Consider the following 21,102-nt stretch of genomic DNA (forward strand, 5'->3'; position numbering starts at 1 on the left):
TAGATTTCTTATTATTTCAAGAATGAAATAAACCTGCCAAATTGAGGCAGGTTTATTGTAAAGGTTCAACGCTTGTTGGCTGCCAACCTTTTTCAGGCACCCATTGAAGCATAATCGTATATTTTTTTGATGGATCCGATTTGGACTTTACACGTCCTAACGATTTATCGGGACCCCCTCCGTTCCCAAGCCATAATATGGTCATGTCACTTTCGGAAATTCCCGAAGCATAAGATAATGCTTTCGTCATTTCCTTCCAGTCTTCGGAATTCATATCGTATGATTTCGTATGCGGTTCTTTTTGCGAAGTGCCGATAGGTTCCCACGGTCCCTCGGGTCCTCCTCCTTTTACTTCATCTTTCGACTTTTCCTTTTCATCTTTCGACTTTTTATCATCGGTCGACTTGTCACTCTTTTCCTCTTGCTTCTTTCCTTCATCTACGACGAAATCATCTTTGCTTTTATCCTTCTCGCGAGGTGAAGTAGCCGTTGTGACATTTTTATGACTGTTATCTGTCGCGGAATCATTATTTCCACCCAGAAAAATGCTGGTACCTACAATAAGAATTAAGATGACCACAATTCCAATCGCTATATTTAACATCCGATTTTGTTTCCGTTTTTCATGTCGTGATTGGTATCGTAGTTTGTTTGCCATATGGATAGCTACCCCCTTCAATTTGCTACCCCAATTTTAACACGATACATCCTTTCAACAAAATATTTTGCGGACATTGTGATTTCTTAGAAAGATCCCTGCACTACTTACTGTCACTTTTATATAGTTCAGTCACGATTTGGGAGAATGCTTTAATCGTTCGGTTTTCCGTTTTTTGATCGAGATCAACGACAACTAAAGCATACTTTGGGCGATCGAACGGAAAATATCCGGCAAACCATTTATTATTTTTTGAATTACCTTTGCCTTTTTCCGCCGTCCCGGATTTACCCGCAACAGCATAAGGAAGACCATTCAGTGCCCTACCTGTCCCTTTAGAATGGGTAACGACAAGGCGGAGAAGTTCCTGAAGCTTCATCGCTGTATAGTTTGAAATCGTTTCTTTGTGCAATTGATGGGAAGGGAAACTCGCCAATGTTGAGCCATTTTTATAACGAATGGACGTTACAGCTCGTACTTCTTTACCTTTACCTCCCCTGGCGATGGTCGCCATCATATTAGCGATGGCAAGCGGGCTCACTTGAACGTTCAGCTGGCCAATCGCTGTTTGGCTGACAGCGAGCGGGATCGTTTTATCTCTTTTCCTTTTCCATACGACTCCTTTCTCTTCTTCAGGAAATTGGCGAAAATGCTCAAAGTGGTAAATATCACCCGTCCATCCGGATATCCCTAACAATCCGAGCCGCTTCGCATAATTTTCAATAACGTTTTGTTTCTTTAAAATCAACTCGTTCGCCAATATGCCGAATGTCGCGTTGCAACTTTGGGCAAAGCTTTCATTGAACGATAGCCTGCCCGCTGGAATTCGCGCCTTTTTTTGATCGATTCCAAGATCACAATTAAACGTCCGCCAAGATGAAACTGTGTCATTTTCAATTGCGGCGGCGGCTGTTACAATCTTAAAGATAGAGCCTGGTGAATGCCTTCGTAACATTTCGTTTGCGCTTAAACCATCGGTTACAGGGCGGCTTACCATCCCAAGTAATTCACTTGTTGCCACATCAAGCAGAACAGCCCCACCATTCGTAATCCGTTGTTGGTCAATCGCCTTTTCTAAAATTTGCTGCTTTCTTTTGTCAATGGTCGTTTGAACAGTAACCGGGTAATACGGGTTAGCCTGTGCAGCATATTTCACATCAAGCCCGAATAATGGCCCACCTGCTCTATCAACATGGTAAATCAGTTTCGTTTCCCCTTCAGAAAGCAAAAAAGGATCAAATGCTTTTTGCAAACCTGTCTTCCCTATTTTCGTGTTTATGGCAATGTCTCCTTTTTCTAGTCTTTCAGGATACATTTTGCGAATATAATCCGGATCTTCCCCTGTGACCCCGAGGAGATGATTGGCAAATGGGGCTGATTTTTTTCTGGCGATATATTGTGCATAAACACCAGGTATTTTCAAATCATTCACCTGTTCCATTTGCTGTTCTGTTAACTGACAATCTAAAATAAACGGCCGATCTTTTGTTTTCAATGACTGTGTTAAAAAGGACGGACGAATACGTAATATTTCAGCTATTTTATCAATCGGCCAATGCTTATTTTGCAAAAACGGAAATAAAACGATCGCAGGCTTCATTTCAGCAGATATAAGTAAGCCATTACGATCAACAAACTGCCCTCTCCCATCGTTAATCGTTAACGAATGAGTCCTTTGTTTCACGCTTTCAGCTATTAAATTGATTTGATGTTTAGAAAATGACTCGGTAGAAATGAGTTGAATTTGCATAAGCCTCGCAATCAACAAGGACATGCAGCATAAAAAAATGACCCCTAATAGGATTAGACGTTTTTGAATATTCACCCGACCACCTCTTTTTACTATTGTGGTCGAATACCATTCGGTTAAAACAAAAAATAGCAGCTTCACAAATCGTGAAACTGCTATTTTTGTTATTTCACTTCTAAAATCCTTACGAGAATTTCCCCGCCAGGCGTTTGAACAGCTACTTCATCACCAATCTTTTTCCCCAATAAACTTTTTGCCATTGGGGAGTCGTTTGAAATCTTCCCTTCAAAAGGATCGGCTTCGGCGCTTCCGACGATCATGTACGTTTCTTCTTCGCCATCAGGAAGTTCAACAAATTTAACGGATTTACCAATCGTAACGGTATCCGGCGCTTCCTGCGAATCTTCTATGATCACGCTATTGCGAATCATCTTTTCCAATTGAACGATCCTTGATTCAACGAAAGCTTGTTCATCTTTCGCTGCATCATATTCAGAGTTCTCCGAAAGATCACCGAAACTGCGAGCTACTTTAATGCGTTCAACAACTTCTTTACGCTTTTCGGTTTTTAAATATTCAAGTTCTTTTTCTAACTTCTCTTTACCTTCTAATGTCATGTAGTGTTTTTTTTCCTCTGCCATCGGCGTATTCACTCCTTCGATAATTGAATGTCCTTGATTACTATATATTTTTCAAACGGTTAGATATGTATAGCAATCCTTTAAAAATAAAGCGGTTACACGGGAATTGCTTTACTATATGGGAAAAATGAGGCAACATTCACCTCATTTTTCCCAAAATCGCCTTTTCTTCCAATATGGTTCGAATTTTCGTTACCATCAGGTCGATAGCGACACGATTTTGTCCACCTTCAGGGATAATGATATCAGCATAACGTTTTGTAGGTTCAATAAATTGATTATGCATCGGACGAACTACGGATATATATTGGTCAATTACCGATTCCAGGGTTCGCCCGCGATCCCTGATGTCTCTAACCATTCTACGTATTATACGCACATCTGCGTCAGTATCGACAAATACCTTTATATCCATTAAGTTGCGTAACCGCTCGTCTTCCAGTATTAAAATTCCTTCTAAAATGATGACGTCTTTCGGTTCAACTGGAATAATTTTATCACTTCTTGTGTGAACTGTATAGTCATATACTGGCTTTTCGATGGTTTTATATTCCAAAAGGCGGTTAATTTGCTCAATAAGCAAATCATTATCAAACGCAAGAGGATGATCGTAATTCGTTTTTAATCTCTCTTCCATCGTTTTTTCGGATTGATCTTTATAGTAGGAATCTTGTTCAATGATCAAGATCGATTGATCCGAAAACTGGCGGTAAATTTCTTTTGCTACCGTCGTTTTTCCTGAACCCGAGCCGCCAGCTACTCCGATTATAATTGGTTTTCTTGCCATTTATCTTCTCCTTCCAGCCCTGGCCTCAGGTCTAATCTGCTTTTTCTTTTTTAATGCTGATTGCCATTCCGTCTCCTACAGGCAGTATTGTTGTCACAAATCCGGGATGCTTCATTATAAAATCATTATAATTTCGGATTTTTTTCACAAGGGAGCGCATTCGTCTGCTTTCCAGATTTTCATCATTGGCTACATACCCTTTAAACAGGACATTGTCGGAAACGATGACTCCCTTATCCCCAAGCGCATTACCATAATTTTCAAAATAACGTTCATATTGTCCTTTGGCCGCATCAATAAAAATAAAATCGAACGGTCCTTTTTCGGCTACTTCATCCACTAGATCGGTTGCATCACCATATAATACTTCGATCCTTCCATCTAAGCCTGCCTTTTTAATATTGGCAAGCGCAAGGTCATACCGTTCTTCATCCCGTTCGATCGTCCAAATGATGGAGTCCGGCAAGCAGAGAGCCATTCGAATGGCAGAATAGCCAATGGCTGTTCCGACTTCAAGAATTTTTTTTGGGTGATATAAACGAAGCACCTGTAACAAAGCTTCGATTCCGACAATATCCATAATCGGAACACCATTATTTTTCGCATACTCTTCCATCTCTTCAATAAGAGCTCCCCTTTTCGGGATCAACTGTTCAATATAACGTTCTACATCTGTTTTGACCATAGGAAGCCTCCTCTTTCTGAGATACGTACCATTTTGTTTCTATGTTAGCTTTTCCTTGCGATCTTGTCCCATTCATGGTGATATTTTTTATACACTTCATCATGTTCTTTTAACGTTTTTGTATAAATTACTTCACCGTTCGGTCTTGCATAGAAGAAAAGGTAATCTGATTTCGTCGGGTGCAGCGCCGCCTTAATGGATTCTTCTCCCGGGGAAGCGATAGGACCGACAGGCAGACCTTTATATTTATACGTGTTATATGGCGAATTAATTTTCAAATCTTTATAATACACTTTCACATTGAATTTTTTCATTGCATACTTAACAGTAGGATCTGATTCGAGCTTCATTCCTTTGGCTAATCGGTTATAAAACACACCCGAAATTTTGGTGCGATCTTCCGGCCGTTGCGATTCTTCTTCAATAAGCGAAGCCAGTGTAAGAATGGTAAACGTCGATTTTTTGCTTTGCTCAAAATCAGCACCATATTCATTTACGACATCATTTGTTTTCTTCACCATTTTTTCGATGATTTTTTTTGGATCTGCGCCTTTCGTGTCAATCTCATAGGTAGCCGGGAATAAATATCCTTCTAAAGGATAGTATAGTTTTTTATTGAAAATTTCCTTTCCAAGTACCGGATATTTCGCTTTTAAGTCTTTTAAAAACGTTTCATCATTCATTATTTTTAAAATATCGTTCTTATTTTTTCCCGTTGCTTTGCTAATCGCTTCAGCCGTTTGCGGGACTGTAAATCCTTCAGGGATCGTCACCTTTCTTTGCTTTTTAAGATGTTTCCCATCTTTTAATGCGGCAATAATTTGATCGGCGTCCATCGATCGGTTCAGTTCATAAACCCCTGCTTTAAAGCCGCTTTCTTCTTTATAAAGGATATAGTAACGGAAAAGCGTGCTGCTTTCAATTAAGTTTTTTTCCTTAAGAAGGTGCCCGATATCCTGGGTTGACGAACCAATTGGAATTTCAACTGTAACCGGCTTTTTATTGCCAGGATCAACTGGACCAAGTTCATTTTTTATATAAATCGATCCGGCGATACATAAAAGGATAATGACCCCGATAATCGCTACAAATACGAATAGCAAGATCTTCCAAACAGGTCGTTTCTTTTGGATTTTAGCAGAGTTAAAAGAGTCGCCTTGAACCACCATATTCTCCCCTTTCATTCTGCTTTATTATACTATAAGTCGGTAACATGTCTAGTTTTATAAGAAAAAATCGAAAAATGTCAGAAGAATACAGGATCTTTTTTTAATAAGAAACGGCCATGGAAAATCTTTTCCATTGGCCGTTTCTCGATTATTCCTCTAAATCTTCATCAGACAACGCATCAAGCACTTCTTGAACCATTTGCCATTCTTCTTCAGTTTCAAGAGGGTAAAGCTCTAAATCGTCGTCATTCTCGCCCTTTTCAACATAGCGGAAAGGAAAAACTTCCTGTTCTTCCTCATCATCGTTGTCATGGTCTTCTCCGACAGGTACAAGCAGCATATACGAATGTCCCGTTGGTGTCGTACTTCCATCAATCGTTAGCAGCACTTCAAATAAGTTTTCTTCTCCATTTTCGCCAGGAATCACAATTTGTTCTCTTTCTTCAGTTGCCATGATTTTCGTCACCTCTTTCAATTTATCGACCGCTATGATCTAAATAACTTTGTAAAATTAAGCTGGCTGCCATTTTGTCTATCACTTTTTTTCGTTTTTTCCGGCTGACATCTGCCGAAATTAACGTTCTTTCGGCGGCCATTGTTGTTAATCGCTCGTCCCATAATTCAACAGGTAGCCCAAAACGGTCTTTCAGCTGCCCGGCGAATGCCTGGCACGCCTCGCCGCTGGGACCAATCGTCCCATTCATGTTTTTCGGTAAACCAACGACCACTTTTTCAATGGCGTAATCGTTGATTAATTCACCGATGCGGTCAAATGCTTCATCAGGGAGATGGCTTTTTCGCTTAATCGTTTCAATTCCCTGTGCGGTCCAGCCTAGTTCGTCGCTTACCGCGACGCCAATCGTAGCCGAGCCGACATCTAGCCCAAGAATTCTTGCCATTACATCGTTCCTTCTTTTTGATTGGCTAAATAAGATTTAACAAGCTCCTCAATTAACTCGTCTCGTTCGAGTTTACGGATCATGCTTCTTGCATCATTGTGGCGAGGAATATAGGCGGGATCCCCGGACAAAAGGTAGCCTACGATCTGGTTAATTGGATTATAGCCTTTTTCCTGCAATGCATTATAAACAGTTAACAGCACTTTTTTGACATTCGTATCCATTGAATCATCATTAAAACTAAACTTCATCGTCTTGTCCATTGAACTCACACGCCAACACCTCTTTCTCTAGCTTCTCCCTTTTTTTGTACAAATTTCATTTAAATTTTATACAAAATATAAGATTATACTCACATTGTACCCTATCTAAGAAAATTTAGGAAACAGTTTTAATTAAATTTATTGCAGATTGCAAGGCTTCCTCTAATTTTTCCGGATTTTTCCCGCCGGCTTGAGCCATATCTGGACGGCCACCTCCGCCACCTCCGCAGCGGCTTGCGACTTCTTTTACAAGATTTCCTGCATGATAGCCTTTCGCGATTAAATCTTTTGTCACCCCGGCTACAATATTTACTTTTTCATTATTGACGCTACCTAGAACAATAATTCCGCTTTCGAGTTTATTTTTCAAATCATCAACGATTGATCGAAGGCTGTTCATATCCGCTGCATTTACTTTTTTTACGAGAACGGAAACACCATTTATTTCTTGTTTTTCATTAAGAAGGTTTCCTGCTTCCATTGACCCGAGTTTAGCTGCAAGAGACTCTTTTTCACGTTGAAGATCGCGCAGTTGACCTTGCAAGGCTTCGACTCTTGAAGGAACCTCTTTCATGTTTGTTTTTAAAAGCTGCGAAACGTCTTTCAAAAGGTTTACTTGTTCTTTTAACAACCGATAGGCATGTTCGCCTGTAACAGCTTCAATGCGGCGCGTTCCTGCACCGATACCTGTTTCAGCAACAATTTTGAACAATCCGATTTCCGCTGTATTGTTCACATGGCAACCGCCGCATAGCTCTAAACTATAGTCGCCAATTTGCACGACACGAACGATTTTGCCATATTTTTCACCGAAAAGCGCCATTGCACCCATTGCTTTTGCTTCATCAAGCGGTTTGTACATTTTCGTGACAGCGATATTTCGCCAGATCTTTTTATTTACAATTTCTTCGATTTGTTCCAATTCTTCAGGAGATATGCTGCCAAAGTGCGAAAAGTCAAAACGCAGGCGATCAGGTGCGACAAGCGAGCCCGCCTGATTGACATGTTTGCCTAATACATCTTTTAACGCCTGATGCAATAGGTGTGTGGCCGTATGGTTTTTCACAATGGATGCTCTTTTTTCTTCGTTCACATGAGCTCTCACTTTCATATCCGGCTGAACGATTCCTTTTTTCACAACGATCGTATGAAGGTTTTGGCCATTAGGCGCTTTCTGGACATCTTTTACAAATAGTTCAAGCCCTTCACCAGTAATCGTTCCCTGGTCGGCAATTTGGCCCCCACTTTCCGCATAAAATGGGGTGACATCGAGAATGATTTGACCTTCATCCCCTTCGCCAAGTGCTTCAACCCTTTCGCCGTTTTGCAAGAGTTCTAAAATAACAGAGGAACTTTTCTCCTGATCATAGCCGACAAATTCGCTTTCGACTTTAATCTCGCTAAGCACGCCGCCCTGCACCTGCATGGAATCAATGTCTTGTCTTGCTTTTCGCGCCCGCTCGCGCTGAGCTTCCATTTCTGTTTCAAATCCTTCTCGGTCAACCGTCATGCCATGTTCTTCAGCATACTCTTCGGTCAATTCAAATGGGAAACCGAATGTATCATATAATTTAAAAGCATCCTCGCCGCTAATGACCGTACTGGCTTTTTTCTTTTCTTTTGCAATCACTTCTTCTAAAATTGCCAGACCCTCATTAATCGTTTCATGGAAGCGTTCTTCTTCATTTTTCACGACTTTTTGAATAAATGGCACCTTTTCTTTTACTTCCGGATAATAATCAACCATGATATCAGCAACAACTGGTACGAGTTCAAACATGAACGGACGATCTAAACCGATTTTTTTCGCAAACCGGATTGCCCGGCGTATGAGGCGGCGAAGAATGTATCCCCGTCCTTCGTTGGACGGAAGCGCATTGTCTGATACCGCGAACGTCACCGTACGAATATGGTCTGCAATCACTTTAAACGCAGTATCCTGTTCTTTACTCTGACCGTATTGGACATGAGAAATTTCCTCTGTTTTGCGGATGATCGGCATAAATAGATCAGTATCAAAGTTGGTTGGCACATCTTGAATGACGCATACCATCCGTTCAAGACCCATTCCCGTATCAATGTTTTTCTTCGGAAGCGGAGTATATGTACCATCGGGATTATGGTTGAATTGAGAAAAAACAAGGTTCCAAACTTCTAAGTAACGGTCATTTTCCCCTCCTGGATAAAGCTCTGGATCATTCGGATCATTTCCGTAAGCCGGGCCTCGGTCATAGAAAATTTCACTGTTTGGTCCGCTCGGGCCTTCACCAATATCCCAGAAGTTTCCTTCCAACCGAATAATACGTTCTTCCGGGATACCGATTTTATTTAGCCAAATGTCATATGCTTCATCATCTTCCGGATGTATGGTTACTGACAGCCTCGATGGATCGAAGCCAATCCACTTGTCACTCGTTAAAAACTCCCATGCCCAGAGAATAGCGCCTTCCTTAAAATAGTCGCCAATCGAAAAGTTCCCCAACATTTCAAAAAATGTATGGTGCCTCGTTGTAATCCCGACATTCTCAATATCGTTCGTACGGATCGATTTTTGCGCATTAACGATACGGGGATTTTCCGGAATGACCCGGCCGTCAAAATATTTCTTTAATGTAGCGACACCGCTATTAATCCACAATAGCGACGGGTCATCATGCGGAACGAGTGATGCACTTGGTTCAACATGGTGGCCTTTCTCCTGGAAGAAATCTAAAAACATTTGCCTTACTTGTGCTGAAGTTAATTGTTTCATTTCCCTATCTCCCTTCTTAATTGAATACAAATTCGGAAAACAAAAAACTCCCGCCCTAAAATCAGGGACGAGAGTTGTTTCACGCGGTACCACCCTGGTTATGAATAATAAAAAATCATTCATCACCTTAAAACCCTTTAACGCAGGGTGACGGCAGTGATTAGCTGCACTCTGGAATAGCTTCTGTGCCGCTTCTTTTAGAATGCCTTTCAGCCTCGGGCACTCCTCTCTTAAAAAGGCCTTGCACATACTAAGTTCCCTCATCGTTTTTACTGCATATCTAATTAGTAGTATAAGCATTCTTAACTTTCTTTGTCAAACTTTAATGACAATCGATAATTGCGAATATGCATAAAAATAACTTTTAAAACGGCAAACACCGGAACGCCAAGAATCAAGCCGGGTATTCCGCCAATTTCACCGCCTACTAAAAGGGCAAAAATAATCAGTACCGGATGTATTTGTAAGCTTCTGCCGATAATAAACGGCCCGAGCAAATTCCCTTCGATAAATTGAAGTACGAGCATTATGACAATAACAACGATGACCATTTTTACAGAAATCGTCAATGCGATAAAAATAACAGGAATCGCTCCTAAAATAGGTCCAAAATAAGGAATAATATCCGTGACCGCTATTAGCGCTCCTAGCAATATCGGATAAGGCATATGAATTGCCCATAATGCCAGTGTAGCTGCTCCACCAAGGATCAGTCCGACAAGAATTTGCCCCCGTATGTATCCACCCAGCGATTCATCAATATCATGCAGAAGCCGTTTTCCTTCTTTTCGCCATTTCCTGGGCGTGATATACCAGATGGTTCGCTTAATTTTTTCAATATCTTTTAAAAAGTAAAACACAAGAAATGGGATAATAATGAATACAAAAAAATAGTCAACAATTTTTCTAATCGAATCTACAGCTGTCGAGGCCATTTTTTCGACATATTTTTCAATCGATTGAATATATTCTTCAATCCGAACATGGATGGTATGCGGAAGTTTAGATGTATGATGATCTACTTCCATGAGCCATTGCTCATACGTCTTTGTTATATCAGGAATATTTGTCATCAACTCTCTCATTTGAGCGATCATATTTGGAATTCCTTTGTAAAGACCCAATCCAATTCCGCCAAAAAATAAAATATAAATAAGCAGAATAGCTAACGTCCTTGGAAATCCTTTTGCATATAGCTTTTCGACAAGAGGATGAAGCAAATACGTAATAAATACGGCAATAAAAAACGGAATAAATGCGGCTTTAATAATCGATAAAATGGGCTTCCAAATCGGCGAAAGCTTCAAAAAAACAAAAAAGCATAAAAAGGCGAGCAGCATCACAGATAAGCGGGTCATCCATTTTATCCCTTCCTGGCGACTCAATTTGATCACCTCCTACCTGTTAGCTTAACCTTATGGAAATGTTTCTATGAAGGAGGGGCTCATGTTCGGCATGAGCCCCTCTTTATGGCGCTTGTCCATCAATCGTTAAATCATAATCTTCAAATAAATCATCGAGTGTTGTGAGCGAGCCATCTTCTTCCACTTGATGCAAAGAGAGCCGCCCGTTGATAATGGAAAGTTCAATAAAACAATTCCAGCAATAATACTGGTTAACACCAATTTTACCGATGTCTTTTCGACCGCAGTTCGGACAAACCATTGATTGAAGGCCTCCTTTATAACTACCGGACGAAAAAGGAATTCTTTCCAATTAATAGAGGTTGGTTGGCATATTTAAGTTTCCTGCCCTCCATTAAATCTGAAAACAATCCTTCCGTCACCTCAATAGCTACAATGGTGCCCCAATCAGTGGAAAAATATACATCCTCAATGACAGCTACCGTTTCCCCTTCGTTTGAATATATCGGTTGTTTAAGGAAAAATCGCGGCTTTAGTGTCATCGTAAAGAAAGGTTTTAATCTTTGTTCTTTAAACCCTTTAGGCGACATTCGGCACTCAGAAACGAACATCGTCTGGTCATTAGGAAAAGAAACGTCGGAAAAAGAAACGAAACATTTTCGTGCAAAAAATCCTTGCTTGCATATGACAAAGCCATGGACTTTTCCAGTTTGGTCAATGAAAATGTCTTCCACTTTTCCTGCTGACTTCTGGCTCTTTTGATCGATGACGCTTATCCTTTTTAATAAGGAAAATGTTCGCAAAGTACCCCCACCCTTCCGAACATTTCTTAGCTTTCCTCTATGGTTGGTTGTTCATGCTTGAAACGTTTTCCATGCCCTGTTTTTTCAGCCGTTCGTTTAGCATTGAGTATCGATTCGCCTCATTATTTCGTTTAACGGCCATTTCAAAGGCGTTAATTTCACCGCATAATATTAAAAATTCTTTACTTCTTGTAACAGCCGTGTAGACTAAATTCCTCCGCAGCATTCGATAGTAACTTTTCACAATCGGCAATACGACTATAGGGAATTCACTTCCTTGCGATTTATGAATGGAACAGCAATAAGCATGTGTAAGATGATGAAAAGACTGTCGGTTATAGACGACTTCAACTTCATCAAAACGGACGACAATTTGGTCTTGCTTATCCACTGTTTCTTTCGCATAAATAATGGATGCGATTTCACCAATATCTCCATTGTATACATGGTCTTCTGGCTGATTCACGAGCTGGAGTACTTTATCGCCAACCCGATATACGAGATGATTAATTACAATTTCCCGCTTTTGATCGGATTTTGGATTAAATAATTGTTGCAGCTGTTCGTTTAACTGATTAATCCCTGCATTCCCTTTGTACATCGGGGCAAGCACTTGAATATCCTTTTTTGAATATCCTTTTCGATACGCATTTTCACAAACTTGCCTGATTACATCCATCACCTGGTTTTGCGTACATGGAAAAAAACGCCGGTCACTGTGTTTGCCCAGTAAATCGTTAGGTACTTCGCCATTTTTAATATGGTGGGCCAAATCAATAATGGAGGACCCTTTAGCTTGTCTGTATATATCAGACAAAGCAACAGTAGGTATGACACCCGACGAAATGAGGTCACTTAACACTTGCCCCGGTCCAACAGACGGGAGTTGGTCTTCATCGCCGACAATAATGACTTGCATTTGTTTTGGCAACGCCTTAAATAATGCATAGGCGAGCCATATATCAACCATTGACATTTCGTCGATGATAAGCAACTTCCCTTCTAACGGATGATCATCATCCCGTTCAAATCCCGAACCGCCTTTCCATCCAAGCAATCGGTGAATGGTACTGGCCGGAATACCTGTCGATTCGGTCATTCGTTTTGCCGCCCGTCCAGTAGGGGCAACGAGCAAAATGGGGAAAGGTTCATCTTTTTTATACATAGAAGGATCCAGGGATACGCCGTGAAGCTCGCCGTAAAGCTCAACAATTCCTTTAATAACGGTCGTTTTCCCCGTTCCTGGACCACCTGTCAATATCATTATCGGTGAATATAGCGCGGTTTCGATGGCCTCTTTTTGTGACTCTCCGTACTCAATCGAAAGTCGTTCTTCTAAATCTCCGAGCGCTTTTAGAAATTCGGATGTTGCAAACGCGTCCTTATATTCATCTTGAGCCGAAATGGAACGGATGATGTTTGCCAGTCCTTTTTCCGCATAGTAAAGCGATGGGATATACAACCTGTCTTCCTCAATGATGATTTTCTTTTCTTCGCGCAATCCTTCAATTTCGCGAAAAACTGTCGATTCTTCAATCGTGTCCTTTCCGCTCCCGAGCAGTTTTTGAACTTCCTTGATGACTGTTTGCATCGGGAGGTAAACGTGTCCAAATTCCGCTCCGATTTCCTGAAGAATATAAAGGCAGGCCGCCCGTATCCGGTCAGGATGCAATAAGGAAAGACCGATTCCCCTTCCGATTTCATCTGCCCGCTGAAAACCGATTCCCTCGATATCATAAATTAATTGATAGGGGTTGTTCTGTATGATCGAAAGCGCATTTTCTTCGTATGTTTGATAAATTTTCATCGACAATTGTGGGCCGATGCCGTACTGACTCAATGTAATCATCACTTGCTCGAGACCTTGATGTTCGATGAGCGAAGCATAAAGCTTTTGCGCTTTCTCCTCCGTTAATTTCGGTATCGAATTTAAAACATCGGGATTTTCAAGTATTTTTGTAATCGCATTTTCACCAAGCGTATCGACAATCGCCTCAGCTGTTTTTTTCCCGATTCCTTGAAAAAAATCACCTGACAAATAGTGAATGATCCCTTCTCGCGATTGCGGCAAATCTTTGCGAAAATGTGTGACTGTATATTGCTTTCCGTATTTCGGATGTTCTTTAAACGAACCGAAAAAAATATATGTTTCATCTTCATGCAAAGGCGGAAGCGTTCCTACGATCATCACTTCTTTTTCATCGTAATTTTCATTCGTTTCACGGACTCTAATTCTAGCTACAGTATATAAATTTTCATGATTGACAAAAACGGTTGCCAGCAATGTTCCTTTAATATAACGCCCGTGTTCGCCAAATAAATCAAAAGAAGGCTGTTTTTCCATCCTTCAAAACTCCATTTTCATCATTTTCCTAACTTTTCTTCCATTTTCTTTTTCCCGTTTGCTGCCAAATAATGATCGGGCTGAATTCGGAGAGCCGCATTAAACATGTCGAGTGCTTCTTCTTCGTTTTCAAAAAAGGAATAAGCGACGCCAAGATTATAATACGCATCTGCATGCTTTGAATCTTTGTCAATCACTTTTTTAAACATACTGGAAGCCTGGTCGACTTGACCGACACGAGCCAGGCATAATCCGTATTGAAATAACGAATCAACATCTTCATCATTTAACTCGATAGCTCGTAAAAAATGGGGCAATGCGCGGATGGATTCCTCTTTATGTACATAACACATGCCGAGCATAAAATAACTATCTGCGTCATTCAGGCCTTTTTCAATTCCTTTTAAAAACATTTGAATCGCTTCATCGAACCGCTCCAATTTATAGAAAGTAATGCCTGCGCTATAATGGGCACTGGCGGCAGCTGGATCGATCTCCAGCGCTTTTTCAAAGAAAACGAGTGCTTTTTCATGCTCATGAACAGCTGTAAGTAAATTGCCAAAATTGATATAATGAACCGGGTTGTCCGGGTCTTTTTCAATTTGTTCATTTAATATATTAGCGGCTTCTTCAAATTTACCTTTTTTCAAATAGTCATTTACTGACACAACTGACCCTCCTGACTTTGTTTCACAATAAGTATATCAAAAAACCAACCTTCATTTTAAGGTTGGTTTTACAAATAAGGAATGCGCCTATCATTTTTAAACACTTGATCGATGGTCGCTCCTCCGAGGCATACATCGCCATCGTAAAAAACGACAGCCTGTCCCGGAGTGACTGCACGTTGTGGTTCATCAAAGATGACCTCTACCGTATTCGTTTGTCCGACCTTAACCGTCACCCCTCTATCCGGCTGGCGATAACGGAATTTGGCCGTGCAATGAAACGAGTCTTTCATCGGTTTATCGCTCACCCAATTCACGTTAATGGCCGTTAAACGATCACTGTATAACGCTTCATGATGAAACCCTTGTTCGACATATAGAATGTTTTCTTTTAAATTTTTGCCGACAACAAACCATGGATCGCCATTTCCACCAATGCCAAGACCATGGCGTTGGCCGATCGTATAGTACATTAACCCGTCATGTTTGCCTTTCACTTCTCCATCAAGTGTTTGCATTGTCCCTGGCTGTGCAGGCAAATAATGACTTAAAAATTCTTTAAAGTCTCGCTCGCCGATGAAGCATATGCCGGTCGAGTCTTTTTTCTTTGCCGTCGCTAAATTAGCTTCAGCTGCGATCTCGCGAATTTCTGGTTTTGTCAGCTCACCGATAGGGAACATGACTTTCGAGAGCTGTTCTTGGGAAAGCTGGTTTAAAAAATAGGTCTGGTCTTTATTGTCATCGATTCCCCGGAGCATTTGGACTTCATCGCCCATCTCTTGAATACGGGCATAATGGCCAGTCGCCACATAGTCAGCTCCTAGGTTTAACGCATGCTCAAGAAACGCTTTAAACTTAATTTCTTTATTGCACATAACGTCCGGGTTCGGTGTCCGTCCCGCCTTATATTCTTCTAAAAAGTAGGTAAACACCTTGTCCCAATATTCTTTTTCAAAATTAACCGCATAATAAGGGATGCCGATCTGGTTGCATACTTTAATTACATCGTTAAAATCTTCCGTAGCCGTGCAGACGCCAAATTCGTCGGTATCATCCCAGTTTTTCATAAAAATGCCGACAACATCAAACCCCTGTTTCTTCAACATAAGTGCGGCAACAGAGGAGTCAACACCGCCGGACATTCCGATAACGACCCGGGTATCTTGAGGCGCCTTTTGTAAGTTTCTCGATGCCATGCGATTCACCTCACTTCATATAAGTATTTTATTTTTGCAGCCGTTTAACAATTTTCACTGTCTCACGTGAGACTTGTTCGATTTTCTCGAGTGTGTTGCCAAGCCCGAAACTATAGCGAATAGCCGTTTTTACACGGTCTGTTTCTCCAAACATCGCAACTAGTACGTGTGAAGGCAAGACGGAACCTGCCGTACAGGCGGAACCGCTCGATGCCGCAATACCGGCAAGATCAAGATTGACAAGCATCACTTCCGCTTTTATACCCGGGAAGCTGACGTTTAAAATATGAGGGAGATAGTGCTCCTTGTCTCCATTTAATTCGAATTGAATTCCTTCTTCATTAAAGATCGATAACATCTTATCTCGGAAACTTTCGTACGTTTTCAACCGTTCATGGCGTTGTTGGGACATGATGGAAACCGCTTTAGCGAGTCCATGAATTCCGGCCACATTTTCAGTTCCTGCCCTCTTTTTGCGCTCTTGTTCCCCACCAAAAAGATGAGGGCGAAAGGCGATGCCTTCACGCACATATAAAAATCCCGTTCCTTTAGGACCATTAATTTTATGACCTGATATACTTAATAAATCAATATGCAGTTCGTTCACATCGATGTCCACAAGACCATATGCTTGAACAGCATCCGTATGAAAATAAGCGGGATGTTCCTCCAGCATTTTTCCGATAGCCGGTATATCCTGGAGTGTCCCGACTTCATTATTTCCATACATAATGGACACAAGTATCGTATCATCCCGCAGTGCAGCCTGTAAATCAGAAAGCGCGATGCGCCCGAATTGGTCGACAGGCAAATACGTTACTTCAAACCCTCTTTTTTCAAGTTCATGGCACGTATGCAGTACAGCATGATGTTCGATCTGTGTTGTAATAATATGCTTGCCGCGTGCCTTATTTTCGTTCGCTACTCCAAATAATGCAGCATTATCAGCTTCCGTTCCGCCGCTTGTAAATATAATGTCATTTGCAGTGGCCCCAATGCTCCTCGCGCAAATCATCCGCGCTTCATCGAGAACTTGTCTCGTTTTTCTGCCAAAAAAATGAATGCTCGAAGGATTCCCAAAATGCTCTGTTAAATAGGGAAGCATCTCCTCTACAACTTCCGGATGTACGGGAGATGTGGCGGCATGATCGACATAAATATGGTTCATCTGTTCCTAATCCTTTCACATTTTTTTAAATATAGAACATATATCCTTCTTGGCTGCCGTCATCTTGATACGTTGCCAGGTCTTCCAATGTTGTATTGTCAAGTACATTTTTAACCGCATCGCGAATCTTCATCCATAAATTCCGTTTTGCCGGTTCTTCATCTTCCATCACTTCAACCGGGGTAATTGGCCCCTCTAAAACTCGAATAATATCTCCGGCAGTTATCGATTTAGCATCTTTAGCTAAAATATAACCTCCATATGCCCCCCTTATACTTTTCACAAGTCCTGCATTGCGCAATGGTGCAATTAACTGCTCCAAATAGTGTTCTGATAGATGATGCTCCTTGGCAATGACTTTCAGCGCAACGGGCCCTTCACCGTACTTTTTCGCCAATGCCATCATAATCGTTAATCCGTAACGTCCTTTTGTAGAAATTTTCATATTGCTCACTCCGTTCCATACATAAATCCGTACTATTATAGCATGAAAGACTTCTCCTTGCATAAAAAAGAAGTGTATAGTAGAGTCAATAAGCGAAATTAAACTTGCATAACGTTTTTAAATCAAGGGGGAGCGACATGGATTTATTTTCGGCACATCATGAAAATGAAAAAGAAAAGATGGGGCCGCTTGCCAATCGTATGCGGCCGCGTACAGTGAATGAATTTATCGGGCAATCCCACATCGTCGGCGAGGGAAAACTGCTTCGTCGCGCGATTGAGGCCGATCAATTAACCCCGATGATTTTTTTCGGCCCGCCGGGTACAGGGAAAACAACACTTGCAAAAATTATCGCTAATTCAACGTCTGCTTATTTCTCGCAATTGAATGCCGTAACAAGTGGCGTCGCTGACATTAAGCGGGTCACTCAAGAAGCGAAAGATCGATTAATGATGGACAAGGTAAAAACGGTTTTATTTATCGATGAAATCCACCGGTTTAACAAAAGTCAACAAGATGCACTTCTTCCGTTTGTCGAAGATGGAACCATCATTTTAATTGGCGCGACGACAGAAAGTCCTATGTTCGAAATCAATCCCGCTCTTCTCTCCAGAAGCCGCCTGTTTCGTTTCGAGCCATTGACGGATCATCATATCCGCCAAATTATCATTACAAGTTTACAAGATAAAGAAAGAGGCTATGGTAAATACGATATTGAAATGGACGAAGACGCGTTAAACCACCTTGTATCTGTTGCCAACGGCGATGCACGAACGGCATTAAATGCGCTTGAATTGGCCGTCTTAACGACTAGACCGGGCAAACATGGAGAGATTCACATTACGCTTGAAATCGCTGAAGAATCGATTCAAAAGCGTGTCCTCCAATATGATAAAAAAGGGGACAACCATTATGATACAATATCCGCCTTTATTAAAAGCATCCGTGGTTCGGACCCGGATGCCGCCATATATTGGCTTGCTAAAATGATCTATGCAGGCGAAGATCCACGTTTCATTGCGAGAAGGCTTTATGTCCATGCAGCCGAAGATATCGGCCTAGCTGATCCGAATGCCCTGCTCATCGCACAGGCCGCAGCCTATGCCGTCGATTTTATCGGCATGCCCGAAGCAAGAATACCACTTGCAGAAGCTGTCCTTTATTTAGCCACCGCCCCAAAAAGCAATTCGACGATTATGGCGATCGACCGGGCAATGGATGCGGTAAAAAATGAAAAAACCGGACAAGTTCCGCTTCACTTGCGGGATGCCCACTACAAAGGGGCAAAAGGCTTAGGACATGGGGAAGGTTATCAATATCCGCACAATTTTAAGGACGGTTATGTCGTTCAGCAATATTTGCCAGATCATATGGAAGGAAAAACGTTTTATGAACCGACTTTACGCGGGTATGAAAAAAATATTCAAAAACGCCTTGATTATTTTAATGAACGAAAGCGAAATGAATAATCTAGCAGTCTTTTATCCAATCTAGCAATTTTTTATCTAATCACGTATAGATTTCTCCTATTTGGCAAAAAATGAAACTATAAACTTGAAAATTATGAATCAATACCAGATAAGGAGAGATCGAATCGTGATAAAAGTAAGACAAGATGCATGGTCGGAAGAAGACGATTTACTGCTTGCCGAAACGGTTCTTCGCCATGTTCGGGAAGGAAGCACACAGCTTCACGCGTTTGAGGAAGTTGGCGATAAGCTTGATCGGACGAGTGCTGCGGTCGGTTTCAGATGGAATGCAATCGTTCGAAAACGTTATGAGCAAGCATTAAAAATAGCGAAAAAGCAACGGAAAGAACGGCAACGGGCGCTTGCGAAAGCCCAGCAGGCAAAACCGAAAGGGGCGGTCAAGCAAACGGCTCCGCTTGATGAAGAAACATATAATCCGGATGAATTTTTCAAGACGCCTTATATTGAACGGCCCATGCCACAATCATCCGTTTACACGAGCGAATTCTCAAGCGTTCATCAACCATCAACGAAAAATGAAATTACACTTGACGATTGCATTCAATTTTTGGAGAATATCCGTCAAAACGGCTTATCATCCGGAAAACTCGAAGATGAAAACAACACTCTTCGCAGACAAACAAATGAACTTATGCAAAAGAATAAAGAATTGACCGACCAATTGCTGAAGCTTGAAAAAGAGTTTAAAACCGTCCAGGAAGATTATCAAGCTTTATTGCAAATTATGGACCGGGCCAGGAGAATGGTTCTTCTTCAGGACGATACTGAACCTGCACAAAGCTTCCGTATGGATAAAAATGGGAATTTAGAAAAATTAGCAAAATAAAAAAGCCGCACTGTTGCGGCCTTTTTTAATGAAGACGATTGATCTTGATTTGATGTTTTTCTAGCAGCTTGTTAATGACGTGTCCCGCCATAAAAAGTCCTGAGACGGACGGAACGAAAGCATTGGATGAAGGAGGCATTTTAGCCTTGCGAATTCCGGGCGCGTCTTCCGGAACAATTTTCTCACGAATATCTTCCCTGATTTGAACCGGCGTTTCATCCGAGAAGACGACATCAATTCCTTTATGGATTCCTTCTTTACGCAGGCGGGCGCGGACGACTTTTGCAATTGGATCATGGCTTGTTTTTGAAATATCTGTAATCTTTAGCCTTGTAGGATCTAATTTGTTCGCCACGCCCATGCTTGAAATGATCGGAATGTTTCGTTTCAGACATTCTTTCATCAAGTGAACCTTGTATGTGATCGTATCGGATGCATCGACAACATAATCAAGATCGTACGCAAAAAATTGTTCATACGTTTCTTCCGTATAAAACATTTGTAAAGCGATCACTTCACAATCAGGATTGATGTCAGCAATGCGCTGTTTCATTAACTCTACTTTTGATTGTCCAATTGTCGAAAGTAGCGAGTGGATTTGGCGGTTAATATTCGTTATATCTACATTATCTTTGTCAACAAGAACCAATTTACCGACTCCGGAGCGCGCCAACGCTTCTGCCGAAAATGAACCGACACCACCGACCCCGAGCACTGCTACCGTGCTGTTTTTTAATGCATTTAAGCCGTCTTCACCGACAGCAAGCTCATTACGTGAAAACTGATGTAACATATAGTTCTCCTTTCAAACGTCTATCCATTATCATTTTTAAAGAATAAACCATTTTGCTATGTAAAATCAACTGCGTAACAAATTCTAAAGCTATTTTGTTTTTTGCTGGCAGGATTTAGCATTAAAAAATAAAACCCACCGGAATTGATCCGGTGGATTTTAAACGAACAAAAAGAGTCCCAACTGTGCCGCCATTCCCTAGTTTTGAACCTGCTCTCGCAGGTGGGTGCCCTGTTCTGAAATTTGTATGTCCCCTATGTAGGTAAGAGGCATATACGCCATTCAGAAACACCAGGCTCCCATTTAAAAAGTGTTGGCTCAAAACATTCGGTAGCGACGAGCACCTCAGGACTCTTTCTTATGGTTGAATCATAGCATACATAAAGGTGAAATACAAGACA

The 21,102-nt window shown here is 41.3% G+C and carries 21 protein-coding genes, 1 other RNA gene and 1 other annotated feature; of the genes, 2 read left to right on the top strand and 20 right to left on the bottom strand.

The features are described 5' to 3' along the window. Positions 1–52 precede the first annotated feature (52 nt). The 18 genes from H538_RS0103420 to cymR all read right to left on the bottom strand — a co-directional run bounded on the left by H538_RS0103420 (position 53) and on the right by cymR (position 17,592). Positions 53–658, bottom strand: coding sequence for a YrrS family protein (locus H538_RS0103420; protein WP_026676389.1), 606 nt, complete (start codon positions 656–658; stop codon positions 53–55). A gap of 103 nt (positions 659–761) precedes the next feature. Further along, positions 762–2,483: a peptidoglycan D,D-transpeptidase FtsI family protein gene (locus H538_RS0103425; RefSeq protein WP_026676390.1), complete on the bottom strand. Its 1,722-nt coding sequence runs from the start codon at positions 2,481–2,483 to the stop codon at positions 762–764. Positions 2,484–2,572: 89 nt separating this feature from the next. Beyond that, positions 2,573–3,049: a transcription elongation factor GreA gene (gene greA, locus H538_RS0103430; RefSeq protein ID WP_026676391.1), complete on the bottom strand. Its 477-nt coding sequence runs from the start codon at positions 3,047–3,049 to the stop codon at positions 2,573–2,575. Between the two features lie 139 nt (positions 3,050–3,188). Next, the gene (gene udk / locus H538_RS0103435; protein ID WP_026676392.1) at positions 3,189–3,836 is read right to left on the bottom strand and encodes a uridine kinase; all 648 of its coding nucleotides are present in this window, start codon (positions 3,834–3,836) and stop codon (positions 3,189–3,191) included. Between the two features lie 31 nt (positions 3,837–3,867). Further along, positions 3,868–4,521, bottom strand: coding sequence for an O-methyltransferase (locus H538_RS0103440; RefSeq protein ID WP_026676393.1), 654 nt, complete (start codon positions 4,519–4,521; stop codon positions 3,868–3,870). A gap of 44 nt (positions 4,522–4,565) precedes the next feature. Beyond that, positions 4,566–5,687 (bottom strand): endolytic transglycosylase MltG, encoded by a 1,122-nt coding sequence (gene mltG, locus H538_RS0103445; protein ID WP_245595190.1) that lies wholly within the window; start codon positions 5,685–5,687, stop codon positions 4,566–4,568. A 151-nt stretch (positions 5,688–5,838) separates the two neighbouring features. Next, positions 5,839–6,144, bottom strand: a complete 306-nt coding sequence (locus tag H538_RS0103450) for a DUF1292 domain-containing protein (RefSeq protein WP_026676395.1) — start codon at positions 6,142–6,144, stop codon at positions 5,839–5,841. A gap of 22 nt (positions 6,145–6,166) precedes the next feature. Then, positions 6,167–6,589, bottom strand: coding sequence for a Holliday junction resolvase RuvX (ruvX, locus tag H538_RS0103455; RefSeq protein WP_026676396.1), 423 nt, complete (start codon positions 6,587–6,589; stop codon positions 6,167–6,169). Then, a complete protein-coding gene (locus H538_RS0103460) occupies positions 6,589–6,861 on the bottom strand; it encodes an IreB family regulatory phosphoprotein (protein ID WP_026676397.1) in 273 nt (90 codons plus the stop codon). The genes ruvX and H538_RS0103460 overlap by 1 nt, the downstream gene beginning before the upstream one ends. A 106-nt stretch (positions 6,862–6,967) precedes the next feature. Then, the gene (gene alaS, locus H538_RS0103465) at positions 6,968–9,604 is read right to left on the bottom strand and encodes an alanine--tRNA ligase (RefSeq protein WP_026676398.1); all 2,637 of its coding nucleotides are present in this window, start codon (positions 9,602–9,604) and stop codon (positions 6,968–6,970) included. A gap of 60 nt (positions 9,605–9,664) precedes the next feature. After that, positions 9,665–9,877, bottom strand: a binding site (T-box leader). Between the two features lie 29 nt (positions 9,878–9,906). Further along, the gene (locus H538_RS0103470) at positions 9,907–10,998 is read right to left on the bottom strand and encodes an AI-2E family transporter (protein ID WP_407636372.1); all 1,092 of its coding nucleotides are present in this window, start codon (positions 10,996–10,998) and stop codon (positions 9,907–9,909) included. Positions 10,999–11,071: 73 nt separating this feature from the next. Continuing rightward, positions 11,072–11,269 carry a hypothetical protein gene (locus tag H538_RS0103475; protein ID WP_026676400.1) on the bottom strand — a complete coding sequence of 66 codons (198 nt, stop codon included), beginning with the start codon at positions 11,267–11,269 and terminating at the stop codon, positions 11,072–11,074. A 22-nt stretch (positions 11,270–11,291) separates the two neighbouring features. After that, positions 11,292–11,771, bottom strand: a complete 480-nt coding sequence (locus tag H538_RS0103480) for a PRC-barrel domain-containing protein (RefSeq protein WP_026676401.1) — start codon at positions 11,769–11,771, stop codon at positions 11,292–11,294. A gap of 37 nt (positions 11,772–11,808) precedes the next feature. Next, a complete protein-coding gene (gene recD2, locus H538_RS0103485; RefSeq protein WP_026676402.1) occupies positions 11,809–14,115 on the bottom strand; it encodes an SF1B family DNA helicase RecD2 in 2,307 nt (768 codons plus the stop codon). 20 nt (positions 14,116–14,135) lie between these two features. After that, entirely contained in the window at positions 14,136–14,783 is a 648-nt protein-coding gene (locus H538_RS0103490) for a tetratricopeptide repeat protein (RefSeq protein WP_026676403.1), read from the bottom strand. Positions 14,784–14,851: 68 nt separating this feature from the next. Then, complete coding sequence (gene mnmA / locus H538_RS0103495; RefSeq protein WP_026676404.1) at positions 14,852–15,979, bottom strand: tRNA 2-thiouridine(34) synthase MnmA; 1,128 nt, start codon at positions 15,977–15,979, stop codon at positions 14,852–14,854. A 28-nt stretch (positions 15,980–16,007) separates the two neighbouring features. Continuing rightward, on the bottom strand, positions 16,008–17,147 hold the full coding sequence (locus H538_RS0103500; RefSeq protein ID WP_026676405.1) for a cysteine desulfurase family protein: 1,140 nt from the start codon (positions 17,145–17,147) through the stop codon (positions 16,008–16,010). A gap of 25 nt (positions 17,148–17,172) precedes the next feature. Further along, positions 17,173–17,592 (bottom strand): cysteine metabolism transcriptional regulator CymR, encoded by a 420-nt coding sequence (gene cymR, locus H538_RS0103505; protein WP_026676406.1) that lies wholly within the window; start codon positions 17,590–17,592, stop codon positions 17,173–17,175. 137 nt (positions 17,593–17,729) lie between these two features. Between cymR and H538_RS0103510 the strand changes: the two genes are divergently transcribed. Together H538_RS0103510 and H538_RS0103515 are read left to right on the top strand one after the other, a co-directional pair. Next, on the top strand, positions 17,730–19,061 hold the full coding sequence (locus tag H538_RS0103510; protein ID WP_026676407.1) for an AAA family ATPase: 1,332 nt from the start codon (positions 17,730–17,732) through the stop codon (positions 19,059–19,061). A gap of 127 nt (positions 19,062–19,188) precedes the next feature. Continuing rightward, positions 19,189–19,908 (top strand): RsfA family transcriptional regulator, encoded by a 720-nt coding sequence (locus tag H538_RS0103515; protein WP_026676408.1) that lies wholly within the window; start codon positions 19,189–19,191, stop codon positions 19,906–19,908. Positions 19,909–19,933: 25 nt separating this feature from the next. Here the strand turns inward: H538_RS0103515 and H538_RS0103520 are convergent, their stop codons facing one another. Next, entirely contained in the window at positions 19,934–20,701 is a 768-nt protein-coding gene (locus tag H538_RS0103520) for a tRNA threonylcarbamoyladenosine dehydratase (RefSeq protein ID WP_026676409.1), read from the bottom strand. 172 nt (positions 20,702–20,873) lie between these two features. Then, positions 20,874–21,056: non-coding RNA, 6S RNA (ssrS, locus tag H538_RS25395), on the bottom strand. Positions 21,057–21,102 lie beyond the last annotated feature (46 nt).

Source organism: Fictibacillus gelatini DSM 15865 (genome assembly GCF_000430745.1).
Lineage (GTDB): Bacteria > Bacillota > Bacilli > Bacillales > Fictibacillaceae > Fictibacillus_A > Fictibacillus_A gelatini.